Raw genomic sequence first — 24,030 nt, forward strand, 5'->3', positions numbered from 1 at the left:
TTCTCCTGAATGGGTGGAACTCCATGCTAGGCAGCACGCGCGTTCGGCAATTGAACAAAATCAGTGAGTCACACAAAAAAAGGGCGCCCCGCTACCATCGGCCAATGCGCATGCGCTTGCTGCCAACCACCCTCGCCCTCGCAGACCAGGTGCGGAATTTCGTGATCGTCGAAACCACCGAGGCCGCCACTCGCCTGCTCATGCCGGAGCCAAGCATCCTGCTTGGCATTCGTTACGGCGGCTATGCCGAGCAACTGGATGGGCCGAAGACACGCCGCCTGCCCCAGACCACGCTGACGGGATTGCGCGACACCGCACGTTCGATGCACACCTCGGCCGGCGGTGGCATCGTGCTTGCTGCTTTCCGTCCTGCGGGCGCTGCGCAGTTCTTCGACCTGCCCGCAGAAGGCCTGTTCGGCACCACGATCGATCTTGCCTCCCTGGTGGCGGATGCCGACCTGGCAGGTCTTTGCTCGGCCATGACTGCGGCCGGGGACGATCTGCAGCGCGTGAATTGCCTGGAGCGCTTTCTTCTCGCCCGACGAAGGCGGCCCGCCGACACGTTGGTGAGCGAGGCCCTGCGAGCCATCGAGAAGAGCGTCGGTACGATCCGCATCGCAGCGCTTGCGTCGGATCTGGGCGTCAGCGTCGACTGGCTGGCAAAACGATTCCGCCGTACTGTCGGAGCGACACCAAAGCAACTCGCCTCCATCATCCGCATGCGCCATGCGTTGTCGCTGTACGACGAGGCACCCAGCCTCACACAGCTGTCTGTCCAGGCTGGCTATGCCGACCAGTCGCACTTTATCCGCGAGTTCCGTTCCGTGACCGGCCAGGCGCCTCGGCGCCTGCTGAAAGGCGGCGAGTACTGCTGATCTGGCCTCGCAGCCATTCGCCAGTCAGCGCGGATGCGGAAACAGCCGCTCGATCGGGCAATGCGTCTTGATGAACGGCGACTTGATGACGATGTAGCTGAAGTACTTGGAGATGCCGATGTTGCGCTCGAGCAGTTCCTCGATCACTTCCTGGTAGTGGTTGACGCCGCGCGTCAAAAAGCGCAGCAGGTAGTCGTAGCCGCCGCTCACCAGGTGGCATTCGAGCACCTCGTCGACCTCTCGGATCGCGGCCTCGAAGCGCACGAAGTCCTCGCGGTGGTGGTCCTGCAGCGTGACCTCGGTGAACACGGTGAGCGTGTCGCCGAGCTTCTCGAGCCGCAGGTGCGCGCCGTAGCCGGCGATGTAGCCGGCCTGCTCCAGGCGCTTGACGCGGATCAGGCAGGGGCTGGGCGACAGGCCGACCGCATCCGCGAGGTCGACGTTGGTCATGCGCCCGTTCTGCTGCAGCTGGGCCAGGATGCGCAGGTCGAGTCGGTCGATCTTGAAAGCTTCAGACATGGCGGTCCTGAAAAACGAAGGAGGATCCGATTCTGCTTTGCCGGCGCAGCCGCGGGGCAGTGCTTTCCCGCTCAGGCCGCCAGCGCGGCGCGCACGTCGGCGGCGTCCAGCACCTCGTCGAGCGTTTTCTTCAGGCGCGCGAACATCTGGGCGAACTCGTCCTCGGTGAAGGTGAGCGCCGGCGCAAAGCCCAGGATGTGGTCGCCGAAGGAGCGGAACACCAGGCCGTTGCGGTAGCCCGCGGCAAAGATGCGGTCCGCGAGGCCCAGCGCCGGATCGAAGCCGCGCTTGCCTTGCTTGTCGCTCACCAGCTCCAGCGCACCGAGCAGGCCGCGGTGGCGCGCATCGCCCACCAGCGGATGCGCGCGCAGCGCATCGAGGCCGGCCGCGAAGTGCGCCGCGCCGCGCTGGCCGTTGGCGAGCACCCCGCCCTCTTCGTACAGCCGCAGCACCTCGAGCGCGACCGCGGCGCTCACGGGGTGGGCAGAGTACGTCGCGCCATGGCCGACCGGCACCCCCGCCGGCGTGCCGTCGGCAATGCCGGCATAGACCTTCTCGGACATCATGGTCGCGCCCATCGGCACATAGCCCGAGGTCAGGCCCTTGGCCATGGTCATCAGGTCGGGCTCCACGCCTTCGGCCTCGCAGGCGAACATGGGACCGGTGCGGCCGAATCCCGTGATGACCTCGTCGACGACGAACAGGATATCGAGCTCGCGCGCGGCATCGCGCATGGCTTTCAACCAGCCCTTGGGCGGCACGATGACGCCGCCCGAACCCTGGATCGGCTCGCAGAAGAAGGCGGCGACGTTGTCCGCGCCGAGCTCGGCCACCTTGGCGCGCAGCGAGGCCACCGACGCGGCGATCAGCGCCTGCGGATCGGCACCATGGGCATGGCGGTACGGGTTGGGCGACGGGATGTAGTGCTGCGTGGGCAGCGGCAGGTCGAAGCCGCGATGGAAAACGGGCAAGGCCGTGAGGCCCGCGCCGGTGGACGAGGAGCCGTGGTAGCCGCGCTCCAGTGCGATGAACTGTTTTTTTGACGGCTTGCCGATGGCGTTGTAGTACTGCACGATGAAGCGCACGGCGGCATCGACCGCCTCCGAGCCGCCGAGCGTGAGGTACACGCGCGTCAGCGATGCGGGCGCGATCTGCACCAGCTTTTCCGCGAGGCGGATGGCCGGCTCGCTGCTAAAGTGGAAGTAGCCGGTGGCGTACGGCAGGCGCCGCATCTGCTCGGCCGCGGCCTGCACCACGCTCTCCTGGCCATAGCCCACGTTCACGCACCACAGGCCCGCGAAGGCGTCGAGCAGTTCATGCCCGTTGGCATCGGTCAGCCATGCGCCGCGGGCCGAGGCCAGCACGGTGGGTCCGCGCTGCTCGTGCGTGCGCCAGGGCGAGACGGGGTGGATGAGATGGGCACGGTCGATGGCGTCGAGCGTGGCGTGGCGAGGCAATGCGGTGGGGTGCGTCATGGCGGTGTCGAGTGAAGCGAGAGCGAAGGAAGCTTTCGATGCCTCGAGCTTAGGCCGCGTGCCGCATGGCATGGTGCTGCTTTGGGGGTGCTGCGCGAAGCAGGCTGCGGTTATGCGCTCCGCCACGGCACATCATGCGGCGGGCCATTTCTCTTGCTTCTCGTCAGTAGCCCCTGGCGCGGTCCACGAGGCCGACCATTGGCTCGCCGGCCTCGAGGCGGCGCAGGTTGCCGAGCACGGCTTCGGCGGCACTCAGCGGCTGCGTCATGCTCGCGATATGCGGCGTGAGCTGGATGCGCGGATGGCGCCAGAAGGCGTGCGCGGGCGGCAGCGGCTCGGGGTCGGTCACGTCGAGCACCGCATCGCCGATGCGGCCGCTGGCGAGCGCTTCGAGGAAGTCATGTTCGACCAGGTGCGGCCCGCGGCCCACGTGCACCAGGCCGGCGCCCATCGGCAGCATCGAGAAGAGCCTGGCATCGAGAAAGCCGCGCGTCGAATCGGTGAGCGGCAGCAGGCACACGAGGATGTCGCTGCGCGCCAGAAAGGCGGGCAGCTCGTCGGTGCCCGCGTGGCATTGCACGCCATCGACCTCATGCTGCGAGCGGCTCCAGCCCGCGCAGTCGAAGCCCAATGAGACCAGCTGCGCGAGCACGGCCTGGCCGAGCGAGCCGAGCCCCAGCACGCCCACGCGCCGCTCGCTCGCGGGCCGCACCGGCAGCGGCTGCCACTGGCCTTCCAACTGCTGGCGGCGGTACTGCGGCATGTCGCGGTGCAGGCCGAGCACGGCATGCGTCACATACTCGACCATGCCCTGCACGATGCCGGGCTCGACCATGCGCACCACCGGCAATGCGGCGGGCAGCGCCGCGAAGTCGAACTGGTCCACACCTGCGCCCGAAGAGAACAGCACCTGCAGATTCGGAAAGCGTTCTGCAATGTCTTCCGGCGGCACCCAGGCTGCGAGAAAGCGCACCTGCGCCGGATCGCCGATGTCGGGCCAGATGCGGAAGTCGATGTCGGGGCGTCGCTGCCCGAACACTTCGGCCCATTGGCGGCCGCGTACGGGGTCGGACTTGTAGAGGAAGGTGGTCTTCATGGTGAGGTGTATTGGGTGTGCTTGTTGTGTTCAGGGGTCTTCTGTTCGGGGGCGCGTGCACAGGCCACCGGGTACTCCCCTCCGCGAATGTCCCCCGGGCTTCGCCCTCCTCCTTGATTTCGCTGCGGGGAGCACCCGATGCCCTGTGCACCGGGGCACGCTCGTTGTGCACCGCTGATCAACCAGTGCTCTGAACACGCTCCCGCCGATGGGGTGCCTTGCGCAGCGAAATCAAGGAGGAGCCGAAGGCGGGGGACATTCGCGGAGCAAGATACCCCGTCGGCGGGAGCGCGCCCTGAAAAAAACTATCCAACAGCCTGAGTAACAAGAGCAAACAGCGAAGGCCCCTGCGATGCAACAGCAAGCGGCTCCCCCCGCACCATCGTCGTCGGCGCATCCACGCGCAGCAGGCCGATGCTCTCGAGCCATTCGGCCAGGCCGCTGTCGAAGTCGATGTCGATGCGCGTGAAGTGGCCGGCGTTCAAGCCTGCAAGATGCGCGATCAGCGCCTTCGCACCCTCGGCATCGGGCGCGACCACCGGGCCGATCGCATGGCCGCGGCCGAAGCGCCGCAGCATCGCAAAACCCTTCGGCTCGTTGTCGTGGTCGAGCACCACGCAGGCATCGGCGCTTTGCAGCAGCTCGGCGACCAGCGCATCGCGCGGCATGCCTCGCGCGGCCGCGTCGAGCGCCTGCAGCGCCGGCAGCTCGTTGAGGCCCGCCGGCCGCAGGCGCCAGCCGGGCTGCAGCGCAACCAGCGGCGCGGGCTGCGCAATGCCCTGGTGCTGCCGCACCTCACCGGCGCGCACAAAACCGAGCCGCTCATAAAGTCCGCGCCCTTCCGCGGTGGCGTGCAAAAGCACCGTGCGGTCCTCGAGCCCATCGAGCAGCGCGCTCATCAGGCGATGGCCGATGCGGCGGCCCTGGCAGGCGGGCGTGACGATCACCAGGCCGATGGTGGCGTGGCGCTGGCCCCAGCGCCAGCGCAGGCCGGTCGCGATGATCTCGCCGTCGCGCTCCACTGCAATGCCATCGGCATGCGGGAACACCTGCTCCCAGTCCGCGGGACGGTGCGGCCAGCGCAGTTCGGCCGAGAGCGCATGCGCCTGTGGAAGGTCGGCGGCCGTCATCGGCCTGAGCACCACGCCATCCATGGCGGGTGCGTTCGAAGTGGGTTCAGGCATAGGGAAAACTCTCTGTTGCGGCGGAATGGCGCATCCATCTTGGACGACATTGCGGCGCCGCACCAGCGCGAAAAGGGCCTCTTTCGCAACTTGCAAGCTTCGGTTGCAGCACACCCCGGTTTCGCAATTCGCTGCGGCGGTGCGGCCGCATACGCACACAAATGCTGTGCCAACCTGCCTAGGATCGACCGCCACTTTCCACGATCCCCGCCATGCAAGCCTTCGATCCGCGAAACACCCATCGGCACGGACCTGGAACGCCAGTTGGCCGACGCCAGGCTGCGCTTCAAAAGCGTGCTCTTCGGCCTTGCCGCGGCGCACCAAGGTGCATGGCTGCACGCACGCAGGGCACGCCGCACGGCATGCCGTCGGCGCCCCCGCAAACCGCAGCTTCGTTTCGCCAGGCGCCGTTTTTCCCTACATGCACCGAGCAATGGCGTGCTGCAATCGCTTCGTAATGAGTTTGTCGCATTTGCCACCCTTCACAGAGGATTCGAGACCATGACCTTCCGCCCCAAGTACGTGACCTTCGACTGCTACGGCACCCTCACCCGGTTCCGCATGAAGGAGCTGACCACCGACCTCTTCGCCGACCGCATCCGGCCCGAGCAGATGGCGCAGTTCGTCACCGACTTCACCGCCTACCGCTTCGACGAAGTGCTGGGCGCCTGGCAGCCCTACGAGGTGGTGCTGAAGAACGCGGTGCGACGCCTGTGCAGGAAATGGAAGATCCAGTACCTCGACAGCGACGGCCAGGCGTACTACGACGCCGTGCCCACCTGGGGCCCGCATGACGACGTGGCCGCGGGCCTGGCCACGGTGGCCAAGGAAATCCCGCTGGTCATCCTCTCGAACGCCTCGGACGACCAGATCCAGAAGAACGTGGCGATGCTCGGCGCGCCCTTCCACCGCGTCTACACCGCGCAGCAGGCCCAGGCCTACAAGCCGCGGCTGCAGGCCTTCGAATACATGCTCGATTCGCTCGGCTGCAACCCGGAAGACGTGTTGCATGTGTCGTCGAGCCTGCGCTACGACCTGATGTCGGCCGACGACATCGGCATTGTCAACAAGGTGTTCGTCAACCGCGGCCACGGCCCGGGCAACCCCGCCTACCGCTACACCGAGATCCAGGACATCGGCGGCCTGCCGGGTGTCGTCGGCCTCTGATCCTTTTTTCTTCCAGCACAGGCCCCACGCCATGAAGCTCGACTCCTATTGGACCGATTCCGCGCCGGCCTTCGTTCCCGCAGTGCATGCACTGCCGGCGCAGGTCGACGTCGCGATCGTCGGCGGCGGCTTCACGGGCCTGTCGGCGGCGCTGGCGCTGGCCAGGCGCGGCGCCCGCGTCGCGGTGCTGGAGGCCGGCAGCCGCGTGGCGGCCGAGGCGTCGGGGCGCAACGGCGGGCATGTGAACAACGGGCTCGCGGTGGACTATGCCGATGTGGCCGCCAAGGTCGGCATCGACAAGGCCCGCGCCTGGTACCGCGCCTACGACGACGCGGTCGACACCGTGGCGCGGCTGGTGCGCGACGAGGCGATCGACTGCGACTTCATGCGCCACGGCAAGCTCAAGCTCGCCACGCGTGCCAACCAGATGGCCGCGCTCGAACGCAGCGCCGAGCGCCTGCTCGGCGACGGCGTGGACACCGACGTCGAAATCCTCGACGCAGCGCAAGTGCGCAGCGAGGTGCAAAGCGAGCGCTTCCACGGCGGCCTGCTCTACAAGCGCAGCGGCCAGATGCACATGGGCCGCTTCGCCCACGGCTTGGCCGAGGCCGCAGAGCGCCATGGCGCGCAGATCCACACCGGCACGGCCGTCGACCGCATCGAGCGCCTGGGCGCCGGCCACGCGCACCGGCTGCACACGGCCGGCGGCATCGTCACCGCGCAGCAGGTGCTGCTGGCCACCGGCGCCACGCGGCATGGCGGCTACGGCAGCTTCGGCTGGCTGCGCCGGCGCATCGTGCCGATCGGCAGCTTCATCGTGGTGACCGAACCGCTCGGCGCCGAGCGCGCGCAGGCGCTGCTCGCGGCGCGGCGCACCTACACGACGGTGGCCAACATCCACCATTACTTCCGCCTCACGGCCGACCACCGGCTGGTGTTCGGCGGGCGCGCGCGCTTCTCGGTCTCCAGCCCGCAGGCCGATGCCGCGAGCGGAGAGATCCTGCGCGCCGGGCTCGCCGAAACCTTTCCGCAGCTCGGCGCCGTGCGGCTCGATTATTGCTGGGGCGGACTGGTCGACATGACGCAGGACCGCCTGCCCCATGCCGGCGAGCGCGACGGCCTCTACTACGCGATGGGCTACAGCGGCCACGGCACGCAGATGTCGGTCCACATGGGCGAGCGCATGGCCGCCGTGATGGACGGCAACGCCGCCGCCAACCCCTGGCAGGACCGCGGCTGGCCCGCCATTCCCGGCCACTTCGGCCCGCCCTGGTTCCTGCCTGCCATGGGCCTCTACTACTCGCTCAAGGACAAGCTGGCCTGAGCGCCCCGCGCGTGCACCGTTTTCGTTCCGTGTTTGTTTGTTCTTCAACCCTCATCCGTCACCGGCCCCACAGGAGTACCCCACCATGAGCGACAGCAGCAACAAGAGGTTCGAAAACCTCGTCGGTCCCGGCGAAAGCCTTCGCGTGATGGATTCGCTCAAGCGCGGCGCATCGCGGCGCGACATCCTCACGATGCTGATGGCCGGCGGCATGCAGGCCACCCTGGCGGGCAGCCTTGCAAGCGTGGCGATGAGCGCCCATGCGCAGACGCCGCGCAAGGGCGGCCGGCTGCGCGTGGCAGGCGCCACGGCCGCCGCCACCGACACGCTCGATCCGGCCAAGCAGTCGAACCAGACCGACTACTCGCGCTGCAACATGATCTACAACGGCCTGACCACGCTGGACGGCAGCCTCACGCCGCAGCCCGCGCTGGCCGAATCCTTCACCACCAGGGACGCCAAGACCTGGGTCTTCACCTTGCGCAAGGGCGTGAGCTTCCACGACGGCAAGGCGCTCGCGCCCGCCGACGTGGTGTTCTCGGTGATGCGCCACAAGGACCCGGCCACCGCCTCCAAGGCCAAGATCCTGGCCGACCAGATCGAGAGCGCCAAGGCCACCGGCCCGAACGAAGTGACCTTCGTGCTCAGCGCACCGAACGCCGACCTGCCGGTGATCCTGGGCACCTTCCACTTCCACATCGTCAAGGAAGGCACCACCGACTTCAACGCCGGCATCGGCACCGGACCCTACAAGCTCAAGGAGTTCAAGCCCGGCGTGCGCTCGCTGATGGTGCGCAATGACACCTACTGGAAGCCCGGCAAGCCCTACCTCGACGAGATCGAGTTCGTGGGCATCGGCGACGAGAGCGCGCGCGTCAACGCGCTGCTCTCGGGCGGCATGGACCTGGTCGGCTCGGTCAATCCGCGCTCGGTGGAGCGCGTGAAGGGAACGCCCGGCTTCGGCATCTTCGTGACGCAGTCGGGCCAGTACTCCGACCTCATCATGCGCAAGGACGTGGGCCCCGGCGCCAACCCCGACTTCGTGCTCGCCATGAAGCACCTGTTCGACCGCGAGCAGATGAAGAAGACCATTGCGCTCGATTACGCGGTGGTGGCCAACGACCAGCCCGTCGACCCGACCAACCGCTTCTACTTTGCCGGCCTGCCGCAGCGCGCCTTCGACCTGGACAAGGCGAAGTTCCACCTGCAGAAGTCCGGCATCACGGGCAAGGTGCCGATGGTGGCGTCGCCCGCGGCGCTCTATTCGGTGGAGATGTCCCTGCTGCTGCAGCAGACGGCGCAGCGCGCGGGGCTGGAGCTGGATATCAAGCGCATGCCGGCCGACGGCTACTGGTCGAACCACTGGCTCAACAGCCACGTCGGCTTCGGCAACGTCAATCCGCGCCCGAGCGCCGACGTGCTGCTGACGCAGTTCTTCCAGTCGGGTGCGGCATGGAACGAGTCGCGCTGGAAGAGCGAGAAGTTCGACCAGCTGCTCGTGGCCTCGCGCGCCGAAACCGACCTGGCCAAGCGCAAGCAGATGTATGCCGACATGCAGACCATGATCCACCAGGACGCCGGCATCGGCATTCCGCTGTTCCTCTCGAGCCTCGACGGCCACAGCTCCAAGCTCAAGGGCCTGTCGCCCATCCCGCTGGGCGGCCTCATGGGCTACAACTTTGCCGAGAACGTCTGGCTAGAAACATGAGCTCTCCCCCAGTCTTGCTCACTTCGTGTAGCCGCCAACCCCCTCACCGGGGGCAACACCAGCGGCCCGGCAAAGCCGGTTCCGCGGTGTTCCCCGAACGGGCCTGGCTTCGCCGGCCGCGGTGGGCGTGAAGCGCATAACGCAGGGAAGTCACTGATATGAATCACGTCATTCTCAAACTCCTCGGCCAGCGCATCGCGCTGGCGCTCGTGTCGCTGCTGGCGGTCTCGGTGGTCGTGTTCTCGATCACCGCGGTGCTACCGGGCGACGCCGCGCAGGAGCAGCTCGGCCAGGACGCCACGCCCGAGGCGGTGGCCGCGCTGCGCGCGCAGATGGGCCTGGACGTGCCGGCGCCCGCGCGCTATGCCAAGTGGCTGCTCGGCATGGCGAAGGGCGACCTCGGCCGCTCTGCGACCACGCAGATGCCGGTGTCCGAGCTGGTGGCGAGCCGCCTGCCCAACTCGCTGCTGCTGGCCGCAGTCACGGCCCTCTTCTCGGTGCCGATCGCGCTGGCGCTGGGCATCGCCTCGGCCGTGTGGCGCGGCTCGTGGTTCGACCGCGCGGCCTCGACGGCGGCGGTGGGCGTGGTGTCGGTGCCGGAGTTCCTGGTCGCGACGCTGGCGGTGCTGGTGTTCGCGGTGCAGCTGCACTGGCTGCCGGCGCTGTCCTTCGTCAACGACATCGAATCGCTGGGCCAACTGCTGCGCGCCTTCGCCATGCCGGTGCTGGTGCTGTGCTGCGTGATCGTCGCGCAGATGATGCGCATGACGCGCGCCGCGGTGATCGACCAGCTCGAGGCGCCCTACATCGAGATGGTGCGGCTCAAGGGCGCCTCGCCGATGCGCATGGTGCTCGCGCATGCGCTGCCCAATGCGGTGGGACCGATCGCCAACGCGGTGGCGCTGAGCCTGTCGTACCTGCTGGGCGGCGTGATCATCGTCGAGACCATCTTCAACTATCCGGGCATCGCCAAGCTGATGGTCGACGGCGTGTCGCAGCGCGACATGCCGCTGGTGCAGACCTGCGCCATGATCTTCTGCTGCGCCTACCTGATCCTGGTGACGACGGCCGACATCTTCGGCATTCTTGCCAACCCGCGGCTGCGGCACCGCTGAAGGAAGCGCCATGGAAACGTCCACCACTTCAACGGTCGCGAGCACCACGGCCTTGCTGGCGCCGGTGCCGCAAGAGCGACAGGCCGGTCCGCTGCGCTGGCTCGCCGGCTTTGGCGCCTCCGGGCTGCTGGGCCTCGCGGTGCTGCTGTTCTGGCTGCTCGCGGCGCTGCTCGGACCCTGGCTGCTGTCGCACAGCGCGGCAGCCATGGGCACCTCGAACGTCTTCGAGCCGATCAGCGCGGCGCACTGGCTGGGCACCGACTACCTCGGCCGCGACATGCTGGCGCTGATCATCGAAGGCGCGCGCTACACGATCGGCGTTGCGCTGCTGGCCACGCTGCTGGCCAGCGGCACCGGCACCGTGCTGGCGCTGCTGGCCGCCGCCAGCGGCCGCTGGATCGACGCGGTGCTCAGCCGCGGCCTGGACACGCTCACCGCCATCCCGAGCAAGATGTTCGCCCTCATCATGGTGGCGGGCTTCGGCTCCTCGGTGCCGATGCTGGTGGTCACGGCGGCCATCATCTACGTGCCGGGCGCCTACCGCATGGCGCGCTCGCTGGCCGTCAACATCAACGCGCTCGACTACGTGACCGTGGCGCGCACGCGCGGCGAAGGCACGCTCTACATCATGCTGCGCGAGATCCTGCCCAACATCCTGGGCCCGATGCTGGCCGACCTGGGCCTGCGCTTCGTCTACGTCGTGCTGCTGCTGGCGAGCCTGAGCTTCCTGGGCCTGGGCATCCAGCCGCCGGCGGCCGACTGGGGCTCGCTGGTGCGCGAGAACATCGGGGCGCTGGCCATGGGCGGCGCCTCGGTGATCGTGCCGGCGCTGGCCATTGCGAGCCTGACCATCGCGGTCAATCTCGTCATCGACAACCTGCCCGGCCGTGCGGCCCGGGAACGAGGAGCACGCTGATGGGCGCACCACTCACTGTCCAGTGCCTCAGCATCGTGGCCGGCGAAAGCACGCTGGTCGACAACCTGAGCTTCTCGGTGCAGCCCGGCGAAGTGCTGGCACTGATCGGCGAATCGGGCTCGGGCAAGACCACCACCGCGCTCGCGCTGATGGGCTATGCACGCAGCGGCTGCCGCATCTCGGCCGGCCGGGTGCAGATCGGCGACACCGACGTGCTGGCGCTCGATGCGGCGCGGCAGCGCGGGCTGCGCGGCCGCACGGTTTCCTACATTGCGCAGAGCGCGGCCGCCTCCTTCAATCCTTCGCGCACGATCATGGACCAGGTGGTCGAGCCCACCGTCATCCACGGCCTGTGCAAGCGGGCCGAGGCCGAGGCCAAGGCGGTGCAGCTGTTCCGCGAGCTGGCGCTGCCCGACCCGGAGAACATCGGCGCGCGCTATCCGCACCAGGTCTCCGGCGGCCAGTTGCAGCGGCTGATGGCGGCCATGGCGCTGATCGGCGATCCCGAGCTGGTGATCCTCGACGAGCCGACCACCGCGCTCGACGTGACCACGCAGATCGAGGTGCTGCGCGCCTTCCGCCGCGTGGTGCGCGAGCGCCGCGCCACCGCCGTGTACGTGAGCCACGACCTGGCCGTGGTGGCGCAGATGGCCGACCACATCCTGGTGCTGCGCAATGGCCGGATGAGCGAGCTCAACGCCACCGGGCAGATCCTTTGCGCCCCGGCCGACGACTACACCAAGTGCCTGCTGGCGGCCGCGCGGCCCGCGGTGCGCGCCTCCGGCCAGGCCTCGGGCGATTCCGCGCTGCTGCTTCATGTGGACCAGCTTTCATGCGGCTACGGCGCGGTGGACGCCAAGGGCCAGCCGGCCAAGATCATCCTGGAGGACATCAACCTGAAGCTCTATCGCGGCCAGGCCATTGGCGTGATCGGCGAATCGGGCTCGGGCAAGACCACGCTGGCACGGGCCGTTGCCGGGCTTCTGGCGCCCTGCCATGGCAGCGTCACCTTCGACGGCCACGCGCTCGCGCCCACGCTGCAGCAGCGCGATCGCGAGCAGTTGCGCCGCATCCAGATCGTGTTCCAGATGGCCGACACGGCGCTCAACCCTTCGCAGACCATCTGGCGCATCCTCGCGCGGCCGCTGCAGTTCTACAAGGGCCTGCGCGGCGAGCCGCTCAAGCAGCGCATCTTCGAGCTGCTCGATCTCGTGAAGCTGCCGCGCACGGTGGCCGACCGCCTGCCGGGCGGGCTCTCGGGCGGGCAGAAGCAGCGCGTGAACCTGGCGCGCGCACTGGCGGCCGAACCCGACCTCATCCTGTGCGACGAAGTGACCTCGGCGCTGGACACCGTGGTGGCCGCGGCGGTGCTCGACCTCATGGCCGAGCTGCGGCGCGAGCTCGGCGTGTCCTATCTCTTCATCAGCCACGACCTGCACACGGTGCGCTCGGTGTGCGACGAGATCGTGGTGATGCAGCACGGCCGCAAGCTCTCGCAGGTGGCGCGTGCCGACTACGAGCGCGGGCCGCACCATCCCTACTACGAACTGCTGGCGCGTTCCGTGCCCGAGCTGCGCCAGGGCTGGCTCGACGACATGGACCACGCAGCAGCAGCAGCAGCAGCAGCAGCAGCCACGCCATCAACCAGGGAAGCACTCGCATGACCCCCACATTCCGCATTGCGCTGATCGCCGGCGACGGCATCGGCAAGGAAGTGATGCCCGAGGGCCTGCGCGTGGTGCTGGCCGCGGCCGAGCGCTTCGGCTTCGAGCTCGACTGCCGCACCATCGAATGGGCCAGCTGCGACTACTACGCACAGCACGGCCAGATGATGCCGGACGACTGGAAGGAACAGCTGCGAGGCGTGGACGCGCTCTACTTCGGCGCCGTCGGCTGGCCCGATACGGTGCCCGACCATGTCTCGCTCTGGGGATCGCTGCTGAAGTTCCGCCGCGAGTTCGACCAGTACATCAACCTGCGCCCGGTGCGCCTGTTCGAAGGCGTGCCCTGCCCGCTGGCCGGCCGCAAGCCCGGCGACATCGACTACCTGGTGGTGCGCGAGAACACCGAAGGCGAATACACCTCGCTCGGCGGCGTGATGTACGAAGGCACCGAGCGCGAGATCGTGATCCAGGAATCGGTGTTCTCGCGCCACGGCACCGACCGCGTGCTGAAGTACGCCTATGAGCTCGCCCAGTCGCGCAAGCGCAAGCACCTCACCGTGGCCACCAAGAGCAACGGCATCGCGATCAGCATGCCGTGGTGGGACGGCCGCGCCGACGCCGTCGGCCGCGACTATCCGGACGTGACCATCGACAAGCAGCACATCGACATCCTGTCGGCGCGCTTCGTGCTGCAGCCCACGCGCTTCGACGTGGTGGTGGCGAGCAACCTGTTCGGCGACATCCTCTCCGACCTGGGCCCGGCCACCACCGGCACCATCGGCCTCGCGCCCTCGGCCAACCTCAACCCGGAGCGCAAGTTTCCATCGCTGTTCGAGCCGGTGCACGGCTCGGCGCCCGACATCTATGGCCAGAACATCGCGAACCCGATCGCGATGATCTGGTCGGGCGCGCTGATGCTGGACTTCCTCACGCAGGGCCAGGGTGCGGGCCGCGCCGCGCATGACGCGATCCTCGGCGCGATCGAAGCGGTGCTGCGCGACGGCCCGCGCACGCGCGACCTGGGCGGCACCGCCTCGACCACCGAAGTTGGAACAGCCATTGCCGAGCGCGTGGCCGCCGCCTGACCTCTCCATTCATCCAGGACCTTTTCGACCATGACACTGACACTTGCACGCCAGGACCTGCTGCCCGGCCAACAGCTCATCGGCGCCGAGTGGCGCGAAGCCAGCGACGGCCGCCGCCTCGACGTGACCGACCCCGCCACCGATGGCGTCTTCGCGAGCGTTCCCGACGGCACCGCCGCCGATGCGCGCGCCGCGGTGAATGCCGCGCATGCCGCCTTCCCCGCCTGGCGCGCCGTGCCGGCCAAGCAGCGCGCGCAGATCCTCAAGCGCTGGAACGACCTGATGCTCGCGCACCAGGAAGACCTGGGCCGCCTCATCTCGCGCGAGCAGGGCAAGCCGCTGGCCGAAGGCCGTGGTGAAGTGGCCTATGCAGCGAGCTACGTCGAATGGTTCGGCGAAGAAGCCACGCGCGCCAACGGCGACGTGATTCCCGCACCCGTCACGGGCCGCCGCATGCTCGCGCTGAAGGAGCCGGTCGGTGTGGTCGCCGCGATCACGCCGTGGAACTTTCCGGCCGCGATGATCGCGCGCAAGATCGCGCCCGCGCTGGCCGCGGGCTGCACCGTGGTGTGCAAGCCGGCCGAGGACACGCCGCTGACCTCGCTCGCGCTGGTCAGGCTCGCGCAGGAGGCCGGCGTGCCTGCAGGCGTGCTCAACATCGTGACGGCTTCGCGCGAGCGCACGCCCGAGGTGGTCGACGTGTGGCTGGCCGATGCGCGGGTGCGCAAGATCAGTTTTACCGGCTCCACGCCGGTCGGCAAGCACCTGGCGCGCGCCTCGGCCGACACGCTCAAGAAGCTGTCGCTCGAGCTCGGCGGCAATGCGCCGTTCATCGTGTTCGAGGATGCCGACGTCGATGCCGCGGTCGAAGGCCTGATGGCCGCCAAGTTCCGCAATGGCGGCCAGACCTGCGTGTGCCCGAACCGCGTGTTCGTGCAGGCCAGGGTGCACGACGCCTTCGTCGACAAGCTGGCCGCGCGCGTCGGCGCACTCAAGGTCGGCCCGGCGACGGAGCCCGACTCGCAGATCGGCCCGATGATCAACGCACGTGCGGTCGACAAGATCGAGCGCCACGTGCGCGACGCCGTGGCCCGCGGCGCGCGCATCGTGGTGGGCGGCGAACGGCTGCGCTCCGCGCGCTGCGACGGCCCCAACTACTACGCGCCGACCGTGCTCGTGAACGCCGATGCGGGCATGGATTGCAGCTGCGAAGAGACTTTCGGACCCGTCGTGCCGGTCACACGCTTCGAGACCGAGGCCGAGGTGATCGCGGCCGCCAACGACACGCCCTTCGGCCTGGCCGCCTACTTCTACTCGACCGACGTGCGCCGCATCTGGCGCGTGGCCGAGGCGCTCGAATCCGGCATTGTCGGCATCAACGAAGGCGCGCTGGCCGCCGAGGCCGCGCCCTTCGGCGGCGTGAAGGAGTCGGGCTACGGGCGCGAAGGCTCGGTGCACGGACTCGACGATTACATGCACACCAAGTACCTGTGCCAGGGCGGGCTTTGAGGCGGCAATCGCGCCTTTTCGGCATTCCGTCTTGACCCGGCCCCAGGGGCACCCTTTAAAAGGGGAAGATCCATCGAAAGGAACACTTCATGCGATCTCCCGCCCCGCACCTGAACCCCTCCGAAGCCGCGAGGCGGCTCGGCGTCTCGGCCAAGGCCCTGCGGCTGTACGAGCAGCGCGGCCTGGTCGAGCCCGGCCGGACCGCGGCGGGATGGCGGGCCTACGGCCCGGCGGAGATGGCGCGCGCCGGCGAGATCGTCGCGCTTCGCGCGCTCGGCTTCAGCCTGGCCCAGGTGGCACGGGTGCTCGCGGGCAACCCCGAAGGCCTGGAGCAGGCATTGTCCGCGCACCAAGGGGCCCTGGAGGCGCAGCTTCGCCAGCTCATGCACACCGTCGAGAAGGTCCGCGGTTTGCGAAGCGATGTTGCACAAGGCCGGACGCCAAGCATCGGCGAACTCGCGGGCCTGCTCGCGCCCGCCGGCGAAGTGCGCCTGGCCTTCGACCTGCCATGGCCCTGGGGCGGGGAGCGCTTCGAGCTTCGGGACATCCGGCCACTCAACTACATCGTCGGGCCGCTCGGCAGCGGCAAGACCCGGCTGGCGCAGCGCATTGCCGAGGTGCTGCCCAATGCGGCCTGGCTCGGGCTGGACCGGCAGGCGGAGAGCGGCGCCGCTGCGCGCGAGCCTCGGGCCGGCCACGCGCTGGCCTGGCTCGTGGAGGACGGCGCAACGCCATCGGACGCGCTGATTGCACTTCTGGCCGGGCTGGAAGCGGAAGGGCCCGATGCCGTGGTCGTGGACCTGATCGAACACGGCCTGGACCAGGCCACCCAGCAGGCGCTGATCGCCCGGCTGCGCCGCCGCGGACCCAACGCGCGGCCGATCTTCATGCTCACGCGCTCCTGCGCAATCCTCGACCTGGCCGCCGTCGGGCCGGACGAGGCGATCATCCTGTGCCCCGCAAACCACAGCCCGCCGACCCTGGTCGCACCCTGCCCCGGCGCGCCGGGCTACGAGGCCGTCGCCACCTGCCTGGCGACGCCGGAGGTGCGGGCGCGAACGGCGGGGGTTGTCGCGTGGCGGCAGGCGGCCTGAGCGCAGCTCGAGCGACGTTGTTGCAGCGTTGCAGCGGCATGGCGACAATCGTTCGATCATGCCAACCACCTCCTATGGCGTGCTCATCGTCAACGAGCAGAACCAGCTTCTCATGGCGCACGCGACGGGCCAGAAGCACTGGGACATCCCCAAGGGCGGCGCAGAAGCAGGCGAGTCCGCGTGCGAAGCGGCCATCCGCGAGGTTCGGGAAGAGACGGGCATCGAGCTGGCCGCGGATTCGATGGAAGAGCTCGGGCGCATGCCTTACCGCCCGGCCAAGGACCTGCACCTGTTCCGTGCCTTCGTGCACACGCGCGACTGCGACATTGCGGCGTGCAAGTGCACGAGCTTCTTTCCTCATCACGCTTCAGGCGTGATGACGCCCGAGGTGGACCAGTTCAAGTGGGTGGACACCGCAGACATACCGGTGCTTGCCGCCAAGTCGATGAGGGCGGTGCTTCGGACGCTGCCCGGCTTCGGAACGACGAGGGACACCTGAGGCCGCTTGTATCTCGACGGGCCTTCGCTCAATCGGCATCCGGCGGCAGCACCAGCGGCCCGCAGTTCTCGTCGGCCACGAACACCGCCAGCAGCTTTGCAGGGCGCACCGGATCGGGGTTCTCCGCAAAGAGATGCAGCGTGCGCGGCGGCTCGAAGAAGGTCTCGCCGCTCTTGTAGGTGCCCACCGGACCGCCGCCGAGCTGCGAGCGGATGGTGCCTTCGAGGATGATCGCGGTCACCGAGCCCGGATGCCGATGGGCCGGCGAATAGGCCAGCGGCGGAAAGTCCACGAGCACGGTGGTCACCGACTTGCCCGGCACGTTCGGCAGCGCCTCGCACGAGAGCACCTTGCTCGAGGTCGCGGGCCTCGCATCGGCGCCCGAGCCCGCGGGCGCCGGGGCCGACGCGAACATCGGCCGGGCGACGCTGCTGCACACGTCGGCAAACCACTGCGCCGCCTCCTGCCGGTTGCCATGCGGCGTCAGCGCCCAGCCGGCGGCCAGCACCAGCGAGAGCGCCGCAATGCCCGCGCCGAGTTGCCGGCGATGAAGCCGCCCCGCCTTCACGAGGCCACTCCCTGCCGCTGGCGCAGCCGCAGCGATGCACTCCAGCCCAGCTCGCGCCTGGCCTTCTCGCTGCTGACTTCGGGGTTGTCCTCGGCGATGTTGAAGACACCGCCGCGTGCATGCCGCAGCGCCAGCACCGCTGCCCAGGCCGCGGCCTCCACGTGGACCGGACACGCGCCCCTGGGCTCGGCGGTCGACGTGCCGGAACCGTAGAACTGCCCGTAGCGCAGCACCGTGCCCGTGAGGCCCGCCGTGCCCAGCACGCTGCGCTCCAGCGCCGCCACGCCGCCCACGCTGACGCCGCGCGTGCCCTCGGCCGCGAGATCGAGCGGGTCTTCCTCGACATGCGGGGTGGCGCCGGGCGCATAGACCCAGGCGATGCTCTGCGCCACCAGCCGGCGGCTGCCGGCCGCCACCGCGGCGGCCACGAGGTTGCGCGTGCCCTCGGTGCGCACGCGCGCATTGCGATGGACGGCATCGGCCATCCGCCTGGGATCGAGATCCCGCGGCAGGTCGGTGAGCTGGAGGATCACGATCGCCGGTGCGATGCGCATCAGCGCCGCGCGCAGCGCCTTCGCGTCGAACACGTCGACGACGACCGGCACGGCACCGCTCGCCTCCAGCGCCTGCGCGCGCTCGGTGCGCCGCGTGCTGCCGTACACGGTGTAGCCCGCGTCGACCAACAGGGGCACGAGTGCGCTGCCGATGGCCCCGGCCGCACCCGCCACGAATATCTTCTCGCTCATCGCATCTCCTTTTTTCATGGGCAGTTCGAAGCTTAGGTTTTCGATGCCCCATTCCAAAGAGCCAAGATTCGTCAAAATGAATGGGCCATGATCCAGGAGAAGAAACCGCCCGCCGCCCTCCTCGCGCTCGACCGCGCAGCGTCCACGCCGCTGCACCGGCAGATCTACGAGCGCTTCCGCACGGCCATCGAGCAGGGCCTGCTCCGCCCGGGCAGCCGCGTGGCCTCGGCGCGCAGCCTGGCCAGCGAACTGGGCGTGGCGCGCGGCACCATCGAGGCGGCCTACAACCAGCTCGCGGGCGAAGGCTATTTCTCGCCGCAGGGCCAGGCCGGCACGGTGGTCTCGCCCTCGCTGCCCGCTCCGCGGTCGGCGCGCCGCACGTCCCGGCAAGCCGAGGCGCGGGCCGTGGAACAGGACCTGGCCGAACCCGCGCCGCCGCCGCCCCTGCAGTTGGGCATCCCGGCGCTCGATGCTTTTCCGCGCAAGCTCTGGGCGCGCCTGGTGTCGCGCCGCGCCAGGGCGATGGCCGCGGCCGACATGTTCTATGGCGACCCCTCGGGCCATCCGCCGCTGCGCATCGCCATTGCCGCCTACCTGCGGGTGTCGCGCGGCGTCGCATGCCATCCGTCACAGGTCTTCGTGACCGGCGGCTACCGCGCATCGCTCGCGCTCATCTCGCACGCGCTGCTCGCAAGGGACGAGCGCGTGTGGGTGGAAGACCCGGGCTATCCGCCGACGCAGGAGGTGCTGCGCAGCGCCGGCCAGCGCACGGTGCCCGTGCCGGTCGACGAAGAAGGCCTGGTCGTTGCGCGCGGCATGCGCAAGGCAGCGAAGGCGAAGATGGCCGTCGTCACGCCCTCGCACCAGGCGCCGCTCGGCGTCTCGATGTCGCTCGCCCGCCGGCTGCAACTGCTCGACTGGGCCTCGCAGGCGAAGGCCTGGATCGTCGAGGACGACTACGACGGCGAATACCGCTACACCGGCCCGCCCCTGCCCGCGCTCAAGAGCCTCGACCGCCATGACCGCGTGCTCTACGCCGGCAGCTTCTCGAAGGTGCTGTATCCCGGACTGGCGCTCGGCTACGTGGTGGTGCCCGACGCGCTGCGCGGCGCCTTCGACGAGGCCGCGCGGACCGGGTCCAACGGATGCCCTCAGATCACGCAGGCGGTGGTTGCCGATTTCATGCGCGAAGGCCACTTCTCGCGCCACTTGAAGAAGATGCGGCTGCTCTATGCGCGCCGCCGCCACATGCTCGCGGCCGCGCTGCAGAAGGCCTTCGGTGACGAAGTGCGCATCGACCTGCAGGCCGGCGGCATGCACCTGATCGCGCGCTTCGACCGGCGGCGCGAAGGCGACGCGGAACTGGCGCGCCGGGCGCAGCGCGCCGGACTGAACTGCCAGCCGCTGTCCGCGCGGGGCACGGCAGGTTTCCGGGACGAGGGGCTGTTGATGGGCTTCACCAATGTTGGCTCGGCGCTGCATGCGCAGCAGCTCGCGGCGAAGCTGCACAAGGCCTTGGGCCGCGAGCCCTGAGACCGTGCACGCGCACAATCCACCGTGCCAGCCATACATAAAGAGGAGAAGAGAACCATGCGCAGCCGACTGCTTGCCTTTGTCATTGCGATCGTCCTGTCCGGATGCGCTGCCACGGCGCCACCGGTTCCGCCCCATACAGGCAAGCTGGCGAAAGGCGCCAAGGTCGGGGTGCTGGTCTACATGCCTTCGCCGGCGCAGCACCTGCACGTGGGTACCACCGTCTTCAACAACTTCTCCACGAACTATCAGTTTCCCTGGACGCCCACCGCCAGGGCCTACGAGATCGTCGCGTCAGACTTGGAGAAGGAGGGCTTCCAGGTCGTGCGGCTCTCGAGCTTTGCAACGAGCACCATCGATGCCTTGGCCGTTTCATCCGACGACCGATGGAGCGCGAATCCAAAGCAGGAATGGGCGGCCCGAAAGCTCCGGGAAGAGCAGATCTCGGCAGTCGTCCTGGTCGAAGGGAAACGAACGCTCGCGCGGCTCGAATGCACCGGTGGCCCCTGCGCCGAAAGCTACATGGCGAACTCGGGTCTTTTCACGCGCAGCATGTTGGGCATGACGAGATACTTCGCCGTGCCGGCCATCGAGGCAAAGGTCTTTGTCATGGATCCTCCGATGGACCTCATGGCCTACGAGCCGATGAAGACCCTGCAGGCGCGCCGTGTCCGGCAACTCGACAATTTTCCCGAGCCCCGCGATTTCAAGCGGCTGAGCAATGCAGAGTTCGCGCCTGTGGCTGCCTCGATCGATGCGCACCTGCGGTCGCTTTCGCGCAGCGCCGCTCAGGCATTGAGCAATGGCGTGAAATAGGATCTGGACTCCCGCATGCCTCGATGGTCCCGGCTCGGTCTCAGGCTTGACGCATGAACCTGCGGCAAGCCAGTCCCTGGATTCCTTTTGCCTGTGTATCCGCCCTCGCTTTCCTGGTCTACAGGACCCTTTCCGCGAGCGAGTGGTACTACGCGCTCCTGTGGCTGCTGGCTGGCCTGAGCGCCGTGTTCGCGGCGAGACTTCTCCTGCAGACTGGCCTCAGGGCCTGGCCGGTCGCAGCAACAGCCCTCGGCCTGCTGGCCGGTCAATGGTGGCTGGTGGAGGCTCTGATCCTGCGAGCGTTCTGGCGCCTCAACGGCTTCGCCCCTTGATGCGCGCCCAAGTGCCGAGGGCGACCTTCGCCTGGATGCGCTTCAGCGAGGTGCGCTTGCCTCAGGTCCCTTCGCCGCCGTCCGGCCCTCTGCGCTGAAGATCGACCCGCAGCCCCTCGGCGATGCCGTTCTCGACATGAAGCGCGAAACGCATCGCCGGACCTTCGACCAGGATCTCGATCGCCAGCTTCGCCGTCGCCCGGTCGAAGCCCATCTGCGCGCCCTTCCAGGCCGCCGCGGCATCGCGGGCCGCGAGTGAAGCCATCTCCACCTTGAGGCCGCGGCCGACGGACTGGGAATGCACCCCGATCGCATGGCGCCCTTCCAGATGCACTTGCAGGCCCGGCACCGCGACGAGCCCCTCGCCAAGCCGCAGCTCGCCCGACAGCGATGTGCGGCCCAGCAGCAGGCGCGCCTGTTGCGTCAGGCCCTGGCCGGGTCCGCGCCGGCCCTGGCGCAGCACCGATTCGGCAAAGGCCTGCAGTTGCAACTTGCCGCGCTCGGAAACCCAGGGGCCCAGCAAGGTACCGCGGTGCTCGAACACCACGCCGGCGAGCGGCGCCGCGGCGAACTGGTACAGGTAGCTGCGACCGTTGGGCGCATCGACGTAGATGCCCATCCGGCTCACGCCCATGCGCGAGTCGGGCCCGACATGTTCGACCGTCGCATCGTTGAAGTCGATCTGGCCGTGGCGAATGGGCACCGTGACATCGGCATCGAACAGCAGGTGCGCGTCGGTGATCTGGCCGCGGATGGTGCCTTCGGCCTCGTTGAGCGGCGCAAGGCGCCACGCGTCGGCGGCAGCCTGGCCGGCCACGGTGGGTGTTGCCGCCGACGCGTCCACGCCTTGGCCCGCCTCGCGGATCTTCTGGATCTGCGGCGGCAGCACCAGCGGGCCATGCAGCTTCAATCCCGAGCACTCGGCCTTGTCCGCCTGGACGGACACCAGGCGCGGCACGCCGGCCTCGGTGCGCAGCCGGGCCACCAGTTCGTGCACGTCGATGCGGTCGATTTCAAGGACGAACGGATCCGACGCAAGCCGCAGCGCCATGGCCTCGAACCGCCGGACCCGGAGCTCGACGGCGCCGTCCGGCATGGATTGCCACGTCACGCCCTCGAGCGTGCAGCGGTTGCGCCCGGCATCGCCGGACGCCCCGAGTTCCGATCCGAGTGCGAGTTCGATGAGGGAGGCCGCGAGCGAGACGGTCATGCCGTGCTTCTACCAGCCTCGCACCGCCTTCGCTACCGAGACCGAGTACGTGCTCACGCCCTCGCGGTGCAATATTTAGTCATTTATTGACAAATGACTAGTAATTGCAACAAACTGGCGCAGTGGCACTGCACTCCGATCCCACCCTGGAACAAGCCGCGCTGGCACTCGCCGAGCGTCAGCCACTGCTGCGCGCGCGAGATCTTGCAACGCACGGCCTGCCGACGGTGGTTCTCAGCCGGCTCGTGGCTGCCGGCAGGCTCGAACGCGTTGCCCGCGGCGTCTACAGCCTTCCGGGACGCGCGCTCAGCGAGCACCGGTCGCTGGCCGAAGCGGCGCTGCGGGTGCCGCGAGGCGTGGTGTGCCTGCTGTCGGCGCTGCGCGTCCACGGCATTGGCACCCAGGCGCCGTTCGAGGTCTGGATGGCGATTCCCCATCACTCGCCCACGCCGCGGCTGGACCAGCCCGCGCTTCGCGTGGTGCGCATGTCGGGGGCGGCTCTGACTGAAGGCGTCGATCTCGTCGACATCGACGGCGTGCAAGTGCCGGTATTCAATGCCGCCAAGACGGTGGCCGACTGCTTCAAGTACCGCAACAAGATCGGCCTGGACGTGGCACTGGAAGCGCTGCGAGATGGCTGGTCGCAGCGCAAGCTGTCGATGGATGCGCTCTGGCACTACGCAACGGTGAATCGCGTGGCCAATGTCATGCGGCCCTACCTGGAAAGCGTCATTGCATGAGCCGCAATCTCGCAGCGTCCGTCCGCGCCCGCTTGAAGCAGCGAGCCGATGCCACGAGACAGGACTTCAACCTGACGCTCACCCGCTACGGGCTGGAGCGGCTGTTGTACCGGCTCTCGGTGTCGCCGCATGCAGCCAACTACCTGCTCAAGGGTGCGCTGCTGTTTTCGCTGTGGTACGACCAGCCGCATCGGCCGACGCGCGACGCAGATCTGCTGGGCTTTGGTCCGGATGACGTCGACACCGCGGTATCGGCTTTCCGCGAGATCTGCCAGATCGAAGTGGACGACGGCATCGCGTTCGACACCGCTTCGGTCAGGGGCTCGGTGATCCGCAAGGAGGCGGGCTACGGCGGCGTACGGATCGACTTGCTTGCGAAGTTGGACGGCGCGCGCCTCGCGCTGCAGGTGGATATCGGTTTTGGCGATGCGGTCACGCCGGCACCCGAACCGGTGAGCTACCCGGTGCTGCTCGAAGACCTGTCCGCGCCGCAACTGCGCGCCTATCCGAAATACACGGTGGTCGCCGAGAAGTTTCATGCGGTGTGCCTGCTGGGCATGGGTAATACCCGCATGAAGGACTACTTCGATCTCTGGGTGCTGCTCACCGAGGGTGCGCTGGAAGCCACCGAGCTGCGCCGCGCTGTCCATGCCACTTTCGCGCGGCGGCAACTGGCGGTGCCCGGCACCGTGCCCTTGGGGTTGAGCGATGCATTCGCGCATGATCCGGCAAAGCAAGGCCAATGGGCCGCCTTCCTCCAAAGGAACCGGTTGGGCGACCTCGCCCTCTCCACGGTCGTCGCGCTGTTGCGCAGCGAATTCCAGAAGCTCGGAACCGCCTGAAGAACCGGCCCCG

At 68.5% G+C, this 24,030-nt stretch carries 23 protein-coding genes; 16 read left to right on the forward strand and 7 right to left on the reverse strand.

The features are described from left to right. Nucleotides 1-104 precede the first annotated feature (104 nt). Nucleotides 105-875, forward strand: a complete 771-nt coding sequence (locus VPA02S_RS17430) for a helix-turn-helix transcriptional regulator (protein ID WP_062364948.1) — start codon at nt 105-107, stop codon at nt 873-875. 24 nt (nt 876-899) lie between these two features. On the opposite strand, the gene VPA02S_RS17435 is transcribed toward VPA02S_RS17430, so the two are convergent. The 4 genes from VPA02S_RS17435 to VPA02S_RS17450 form a co-directional block, all read right to left on the reverse strand. Next, nucleotides 900-1,394 carry an Lrp/AsnC family transcriptional regulator gene (locus tag VPA02S_RS17435; RefSeq protein ID WP_015865681.1) on the reverse strand — a complete coding sequence of 165 codons (495 nt, stop codon included), beginning with the start codon at nt 1,392-1,394 and terminating at the stop codon, nt 900-902. Between the two features lie 71 nt (nt 1,395-1,465). Further along, nucleotides 1,466-2,869 carry an aspartate aminotransferase family protein gene (locus VPA02S_RS17440; protein ID WP_062364949.1) on the reverse strand — a complete coding sequence of 468 codons (1,404 nt, stop codon included), beginning with the start codon at nt 2,867-2,869 and terminating at the stop codon, nt 1,466-1,468. Between the two features lie 163 nt (nt 2,870-3,032). After that, the gene (locus VPA02S_RS17445) at nt 3,033-3,965 is read right to left on the reverse strand and encodes a 2-hydroxyacid dehydrogenase (RefSeq protein WP_062364950.1); all 933 of its coding nucleotides are present in this window, start codon (nt 3,963-3,965) and stop codon (nt 3,033-3,035) included. Nucleotides 3,966-4,270: 305 nt separating this feature from the next. Further along, on the reverse strand, nt 4,271-5,149 hold the full coding sequence (locus tag VPA02S_RS17450; RefSeq protein ID WP_027730866.1) for a GNAT family N-acetyltransferase: 879 nt from the start codon (nt 5,147-5,149) through the stop codon (nt 4,271-4,273). A gap of 501 nt (nt 5,150-5,650) precedes the next feature. Between VPA02S_RS17450 and VPA02S_RS17455 the strand changes: the two genes are divergently transcribed. From VPA02S_RS17455 to VPA02S_RS17500, 10 genes are all read left to right on the forward strand, one after another. After that, a complete protein-coding gene (locus VPA02S_RS17455; RefSeq protein ID WP_062364951.1) occupies nt 5,651-6,316 on the forward strand; it encodes a haloacid dehalogenase type II in 666 nt (221 codons plus the stop codon). Nucleotides 6,317-6,347: 31 nt separating this feature from the next. Beyond that, nucleotides 6,348-7,640: an NAD(P)/FAD-dependent oxidoreductase gene (locus VPA02S_RS17460; protein ID WP_062364952.1), complete on the forward strand. Its 1,293-nt coding sequence runs from the start codon at nt 6,348-6,350 to the stop codon at nt 7,638-7,640. Nucleotides 7,641-7,725: 85 nt separating this feature from the next. Beyond that, nucleotides 7,726-9,348 (forward strand): ABC transporter substrate-binding protein, encoded by a 1,623-nt coding sequence (locus VPA02S_RS17465; protein ID WP_062364953.1) that lies wholly within the window; start codon nt 7,726-7,728, stop codon nt 9,346-9,348. Nucleotides 9,349-9,506: 158 nt separating this feature from the next. Continuing rightward, nucleotides 9,507-10,463, forward strand: a complete 957-nt coding sequence (locus VPA02S_RS17470) for an ABC transporter permease (protein WP_015865688.1) — start codon at nt 9,507-9,509, stop codon at nt 10,461-10,463. Nucleotides 10,464-10,473: 10 nt separating this feature from the next. Then, on the forward strand, nt 10,474-11,379 hold the full coding sequence (locus VPA02S_RS17475; protein WP_062364954.1) for an ABC transporter permease: 906 nt from the start codon (nt 10,474-10,476) through the stop codon (nt 11,377-11,379). Then, nucleotides 11,379-13,043, forward strand: coding sequence for an ABC transporter ATP-binding protein (locus VPA02S_RS17480; protein ID WP_062364955.1), 1,665 nt, complete (start codon nt 11,379-11,381; stop codon nt 13,041-13,043). The genes VPA02S_RS17475 and VPA02S_RS17480 overlap by 1 nt, the downstream gene beginning before the upstream one ends. Beyond that, nucleotides 13,040-14,128, forward strand: a complete 1,089-nt coding sequence (locus VPA02S_RS17485) for a tartrate dehydrogenase (protein ID WP_062364956.1) — start codon at nt 13,040-13,042, stop codon at nt 14,126-14,128. Before VPA02S_RS17480 ends, VPA02S_RS17485 begins: the two co-directional genes overlap by 4 nt. Nucleotides 14,129-14,158: 30 nt before the next feature. Next, on the forward strand, nt 14,159-15,637 hold the full coding sequence (locus tag VPA02S_RS17490) for an NAD-dependent succinate-semialdehyde dehydrogenase (protein WP_062364957.1): 1,479 nt from the start codon (nt 14,159-14,161) through the stop codon (nt 15,635-15,637). Nucleotides 15,638-15,726: 89 nt separating this feature from the next. Then, a complete protein-coding gene (locus VPA02S_RS17495) occupies nt 15,727-16,731 on the forward strand; it encodes a MerR family transcriptional regulator (protein WP_062364958.1) in 1,005 nt (334 codons plus the stop codon). Between the two features lie 58 nt (nt 16,732-16,789). Then, complete coding sequence (locus tag VPA02S_RS17500) at nt 16,790-17,230, forward strand: NUDIX hydrolase (protein WP_062365392.1); 441 nt, start codon at nt 16,790-16,792, stop codon at nt 17,228-17,230. 28 nt (nt 17,231-17,258) lie between these two features. On the opposite strand, the gene VPA02S_RS17505 is transcribed toward VPA02S_RS17500, so the two are convergent. Then, the gene (locus VPA02S_RS17505; RefSeq protein ID WP_062364959.1) at nt 17,259-17,798 is read right to left on the reverse strand and encodes a cupin domain-containing protein; all 540 of its coding nucleotides are present in this window, start codon (nt 17,796-17,798) and stop codon (nt 17,259-17,261) included. Continuing rightward, a complete protein-coding gene (locus VPA02S_RS17510; protein ID WP_062364960.1) occupies nt 17,795-18,544 on the reverse strand; it encodes an NAD-dependent epimerase/dehydratase family protein in 750 nt (249 codons plus the stop codon). Before VPA02S_RS17510 ends, VPA02S_RS17505 begins: the two co-directional genes overlap by 4 nt. A gap of 87 nt (nt 18,545-18,631) precedes the next feature. On the opposite strand from VPA02S_RS17510, the gene pdxR reads away from it, so the two are divergent. Genes pdxR through VPA02S_RS17525 form a run of 3 tightly spaced genes read left to right on the forward strand, consistent with a single transcriptional unit; the run spans nt 18,632 to nt 21,225 of the window. After that, nucleotides 18,632-20,077, forward strand: a complete 1,446-nt coding sequence (pdxR, locus tag VPA02S_RS17515; protein ID WP_062364961.1) for a MocR-like pyridoxine biosynthesis transcription factor PdxR — start codon at nt 18,632-18,634, stop codon at nt 20,075-20,077. Between the two features lie 57 nt (nt 20,078-20,134). Next, nucleotides 20,135-20,893, forward strand: coding sequence for a hypothetical protein (locus VPA02S_RS17520; RefSeq protein WP_018904714.1), 759 nt, complete (start codon nt 20,135-20,137; stop codon nt 20,891-20,893). Nucleotides 20,894-20,946: 53 nt separating this feature from the next. Next, nucleotides 20,947-21,225, forward strand: coding sequence for a hypothetical protein (locus VPA02S_RS17525; RefSeq protein WP_015865699.1), 279 nt, complete (start codon nt 20,947-20,949; stop codon nt 21,223-21,225). A 61-nt stretch (nt 21,226-21,286) separates the two neighbouring features. Here the strand turns inward: VPA02S_RS17525 and VPA02S_RS17530 are convergent, their stop codons facing one another. Beyond that, nucleotides 21,287-22,435 (reverse strand): hypothetical protein, encoded by a 1,149-nt coding sequence (locus VPA02S_RS17530; RefSeq protein WP_062364962.1) that lies wholly within the window; start codon nt 22,433-22,435, stop codon nt 21,287-21,289. 122 nt (nt 22,436-22,557) lie between these two features. Here VPA02S_RS17530 and VPA02S_RS17535 point away from each other — a divergent pair, with 122 nt between their 5' ends. Together VPA02S_RS17535 and VPA02S_RS17540 are read left to right on the forward strand one after the other, a co-directional pair. Continuing rightward, entirely contained in the window at nt 22,558-23,175 is a 618-nt protein-coding gene (locus VPA02S_RS17535; protein ID WP_062364963.1) for a type IV toxin-antitoxin system AbiEi family antitoxin domain-containing protein, read from the forward strand. Beyond that, nucleotides 23,172-24,017, forward strand: coding sequence for a nucleotidyl transferase AbiEii/AbiGii toxin family protein (locus tag VPA02S_RS17540; RefSeq protein ID WP_062364964.1), 846 nt, complete (start codon nt 23,172-23,174; stop codon nt 24,015-24,017). The genes VPA02S_RS17535 and VPA02S_RS17540 overlap by 4 nt, the downstream gene beginning before the upstream one ends. The last annotated feature ends 13 nt before the right edge of the window (nt 24,018-24,030 follow it).

The organism is Variovorax paradoxus NBRC 15149, from assembly GCF_001591365.1.
Lineage (GTDB): Bacteria > Pseudomonadota > Gammaproteobacteria > Burkholderiales > Burkholderiaceae_C > Variovorax > Variovorax paradoxus.

Excerpts from the sequence above, each read along its gene's own strand:
- VPA02S_RS17490 (WP_062364957.1), top strand. The coding sequence starts at position 14,159 with ATGACACTGACACTTGCACGCCAGGACCTGCTGCCCGGCCAACAGCTC.
- pdxR (WP_062364961.1), top strand. The coding sequence starts at position 18,632 with ATGATCCAGGAGAAGAAACCGCCCGCCGCCCTCCTCGCGCTCGACCGC.
- VPA02S_RS17485 (WP_062364956.1), top strand. The coding sequence starts at position 13,040 with ATGACCCCCACATTCCGCATTGCGCTGATCGCCGGCGACGGCATCGGC.
- VPA02S_RS17430 (WP_062364948.1), top strand. The coding sequence starts at position 105 with ATGCGCATGCGCTTGCTGCCAACCACCCTCGCCCTCGCAGACCAGGTG.
- VPA02S_RS17465 (WP_062364953.1), top strand. The coding sequence starts at position 7,726 with ATGAGCGACAGCAGCAACAAGAGGTTCGAAAACCTCGTCGGTCCCGGC.
- VPA02S_RS17455 (WP_062364951.1), top strand. The coding sequence starts at position 5,651 with ATGACCTTCCGCCCCAAGTACGTGACCTTCGACTGCTACGGCACCCTC.
- VPA02S_RS17475 (WP_062364954.1), top strand. The coding sequence starts at position 10,474 with ATGGAAACGTCCACCACTTCAACGGTCGCGAGCACCACGGCCTTGCTG.
- VPA02S_RS17500 (WP_062365392.1), top strand. The coding sequence starts at position 16,790 with ATGCCAACCACCTCCTATGGCGTGCTCATCGTCAACGAGCAGAACCAG.
- VPA02S_RS17470 (WP_015865688.1), top strand. The coding sequence starts at position 9,507 with ATGAATCACGTCATTCTCAAACTCCTCGGCCAGCGCATCGCGCTGGCG.
- VPA02S_RS17450 (WP_027730866.1), bottom strand. The coding sequence starts at position 5,149 with ATGCCTGAACCCACTTCGAACGCACCCGCCATGGATGGCGTGGTGCTC.
- VPA02S_RS17440 (WP_062364949.1), bottom strand. The coding sequence starts at position 2,869 with ATGACGCACCCCACCGCATTGCCTCGCCACGCCACGCTCGACGCCATC.
- VPA02S_RS17520 (WP_018904714.1), top strand. The coding sequence starts at position 20,135 with ATGCGCAGCCGACTGCTTGCCTTTGTCATTGCGATCGTCCTGTCCGGA.
- VPA02S_RS17525 (WP_015865699.1), top strand. The coding sequence starts at position 20,947 with ATGAACCTGCGGCAAGCCAGTCCCTGGATTCCTTTTGCCTGTGTATCC.
- VPA02S_RS17445 (WP_062364950.1), bottom strand. The coding sequence starts at position 3,965 with ATGAAGACCACCTTCCTCTACAAGTCCGACCCCGTACGCGGCCGCCAA.
- VPA02S_RS17530 (WP_062364962.1), bottom strand. The coding sequence starts at position 22,435 with ATGACCGTCTCGCTCGCGGCCTCCCTCATCGAACTCGCACTCGGATCG.
- VPA02S_RS17435 (WP_015865681.1), bottom strand. The coding sequence starts at position 1,394 with ATGTCTGAAGCTTTCAAGATCGACCGACTCGACCTGCGCATCCTGGCC.
- VPA02S_RS17540 (WP_062364964.1), top strand. The coding sequence starts at position 23,172 with ATGAGCCGCAATCTCGCAGCGTCCGTCCGCGCCCGCTTGAAGCAGCGA.
- VPA02S_RS17510 (WP_062364960.1), bottom strand. The coding sequence starts at position 18,544 with ATGAGCGAGAAGATATTCGTGGCGGGTGCGGCCGGGGCCATCGGCAGC.
- VPA02S_RS17495 (WP_062364958.1), top strand. The coding sequence starts at position 15,727 with ATGCGATCTCCCGCCCCGCACCTGAACCCCTCCGAAGCCGCGAGGCGG.
- VPA02S_RS17480 (WP_062364955.1), top strand. The coding sequence starts at position 11,379 with ATGGGCGCACCACTCACTGTCCAGTGCCTCAGCATCGTGGCCGGCGAA.
- VPA02S_RS17460 (WP_062364952.1), top strand. The coding sequence starts at position 6,348 with ATGAAGCTCGACTCCTATTGGACCGATTCCGCGCCGGCCTTCGTTCCC.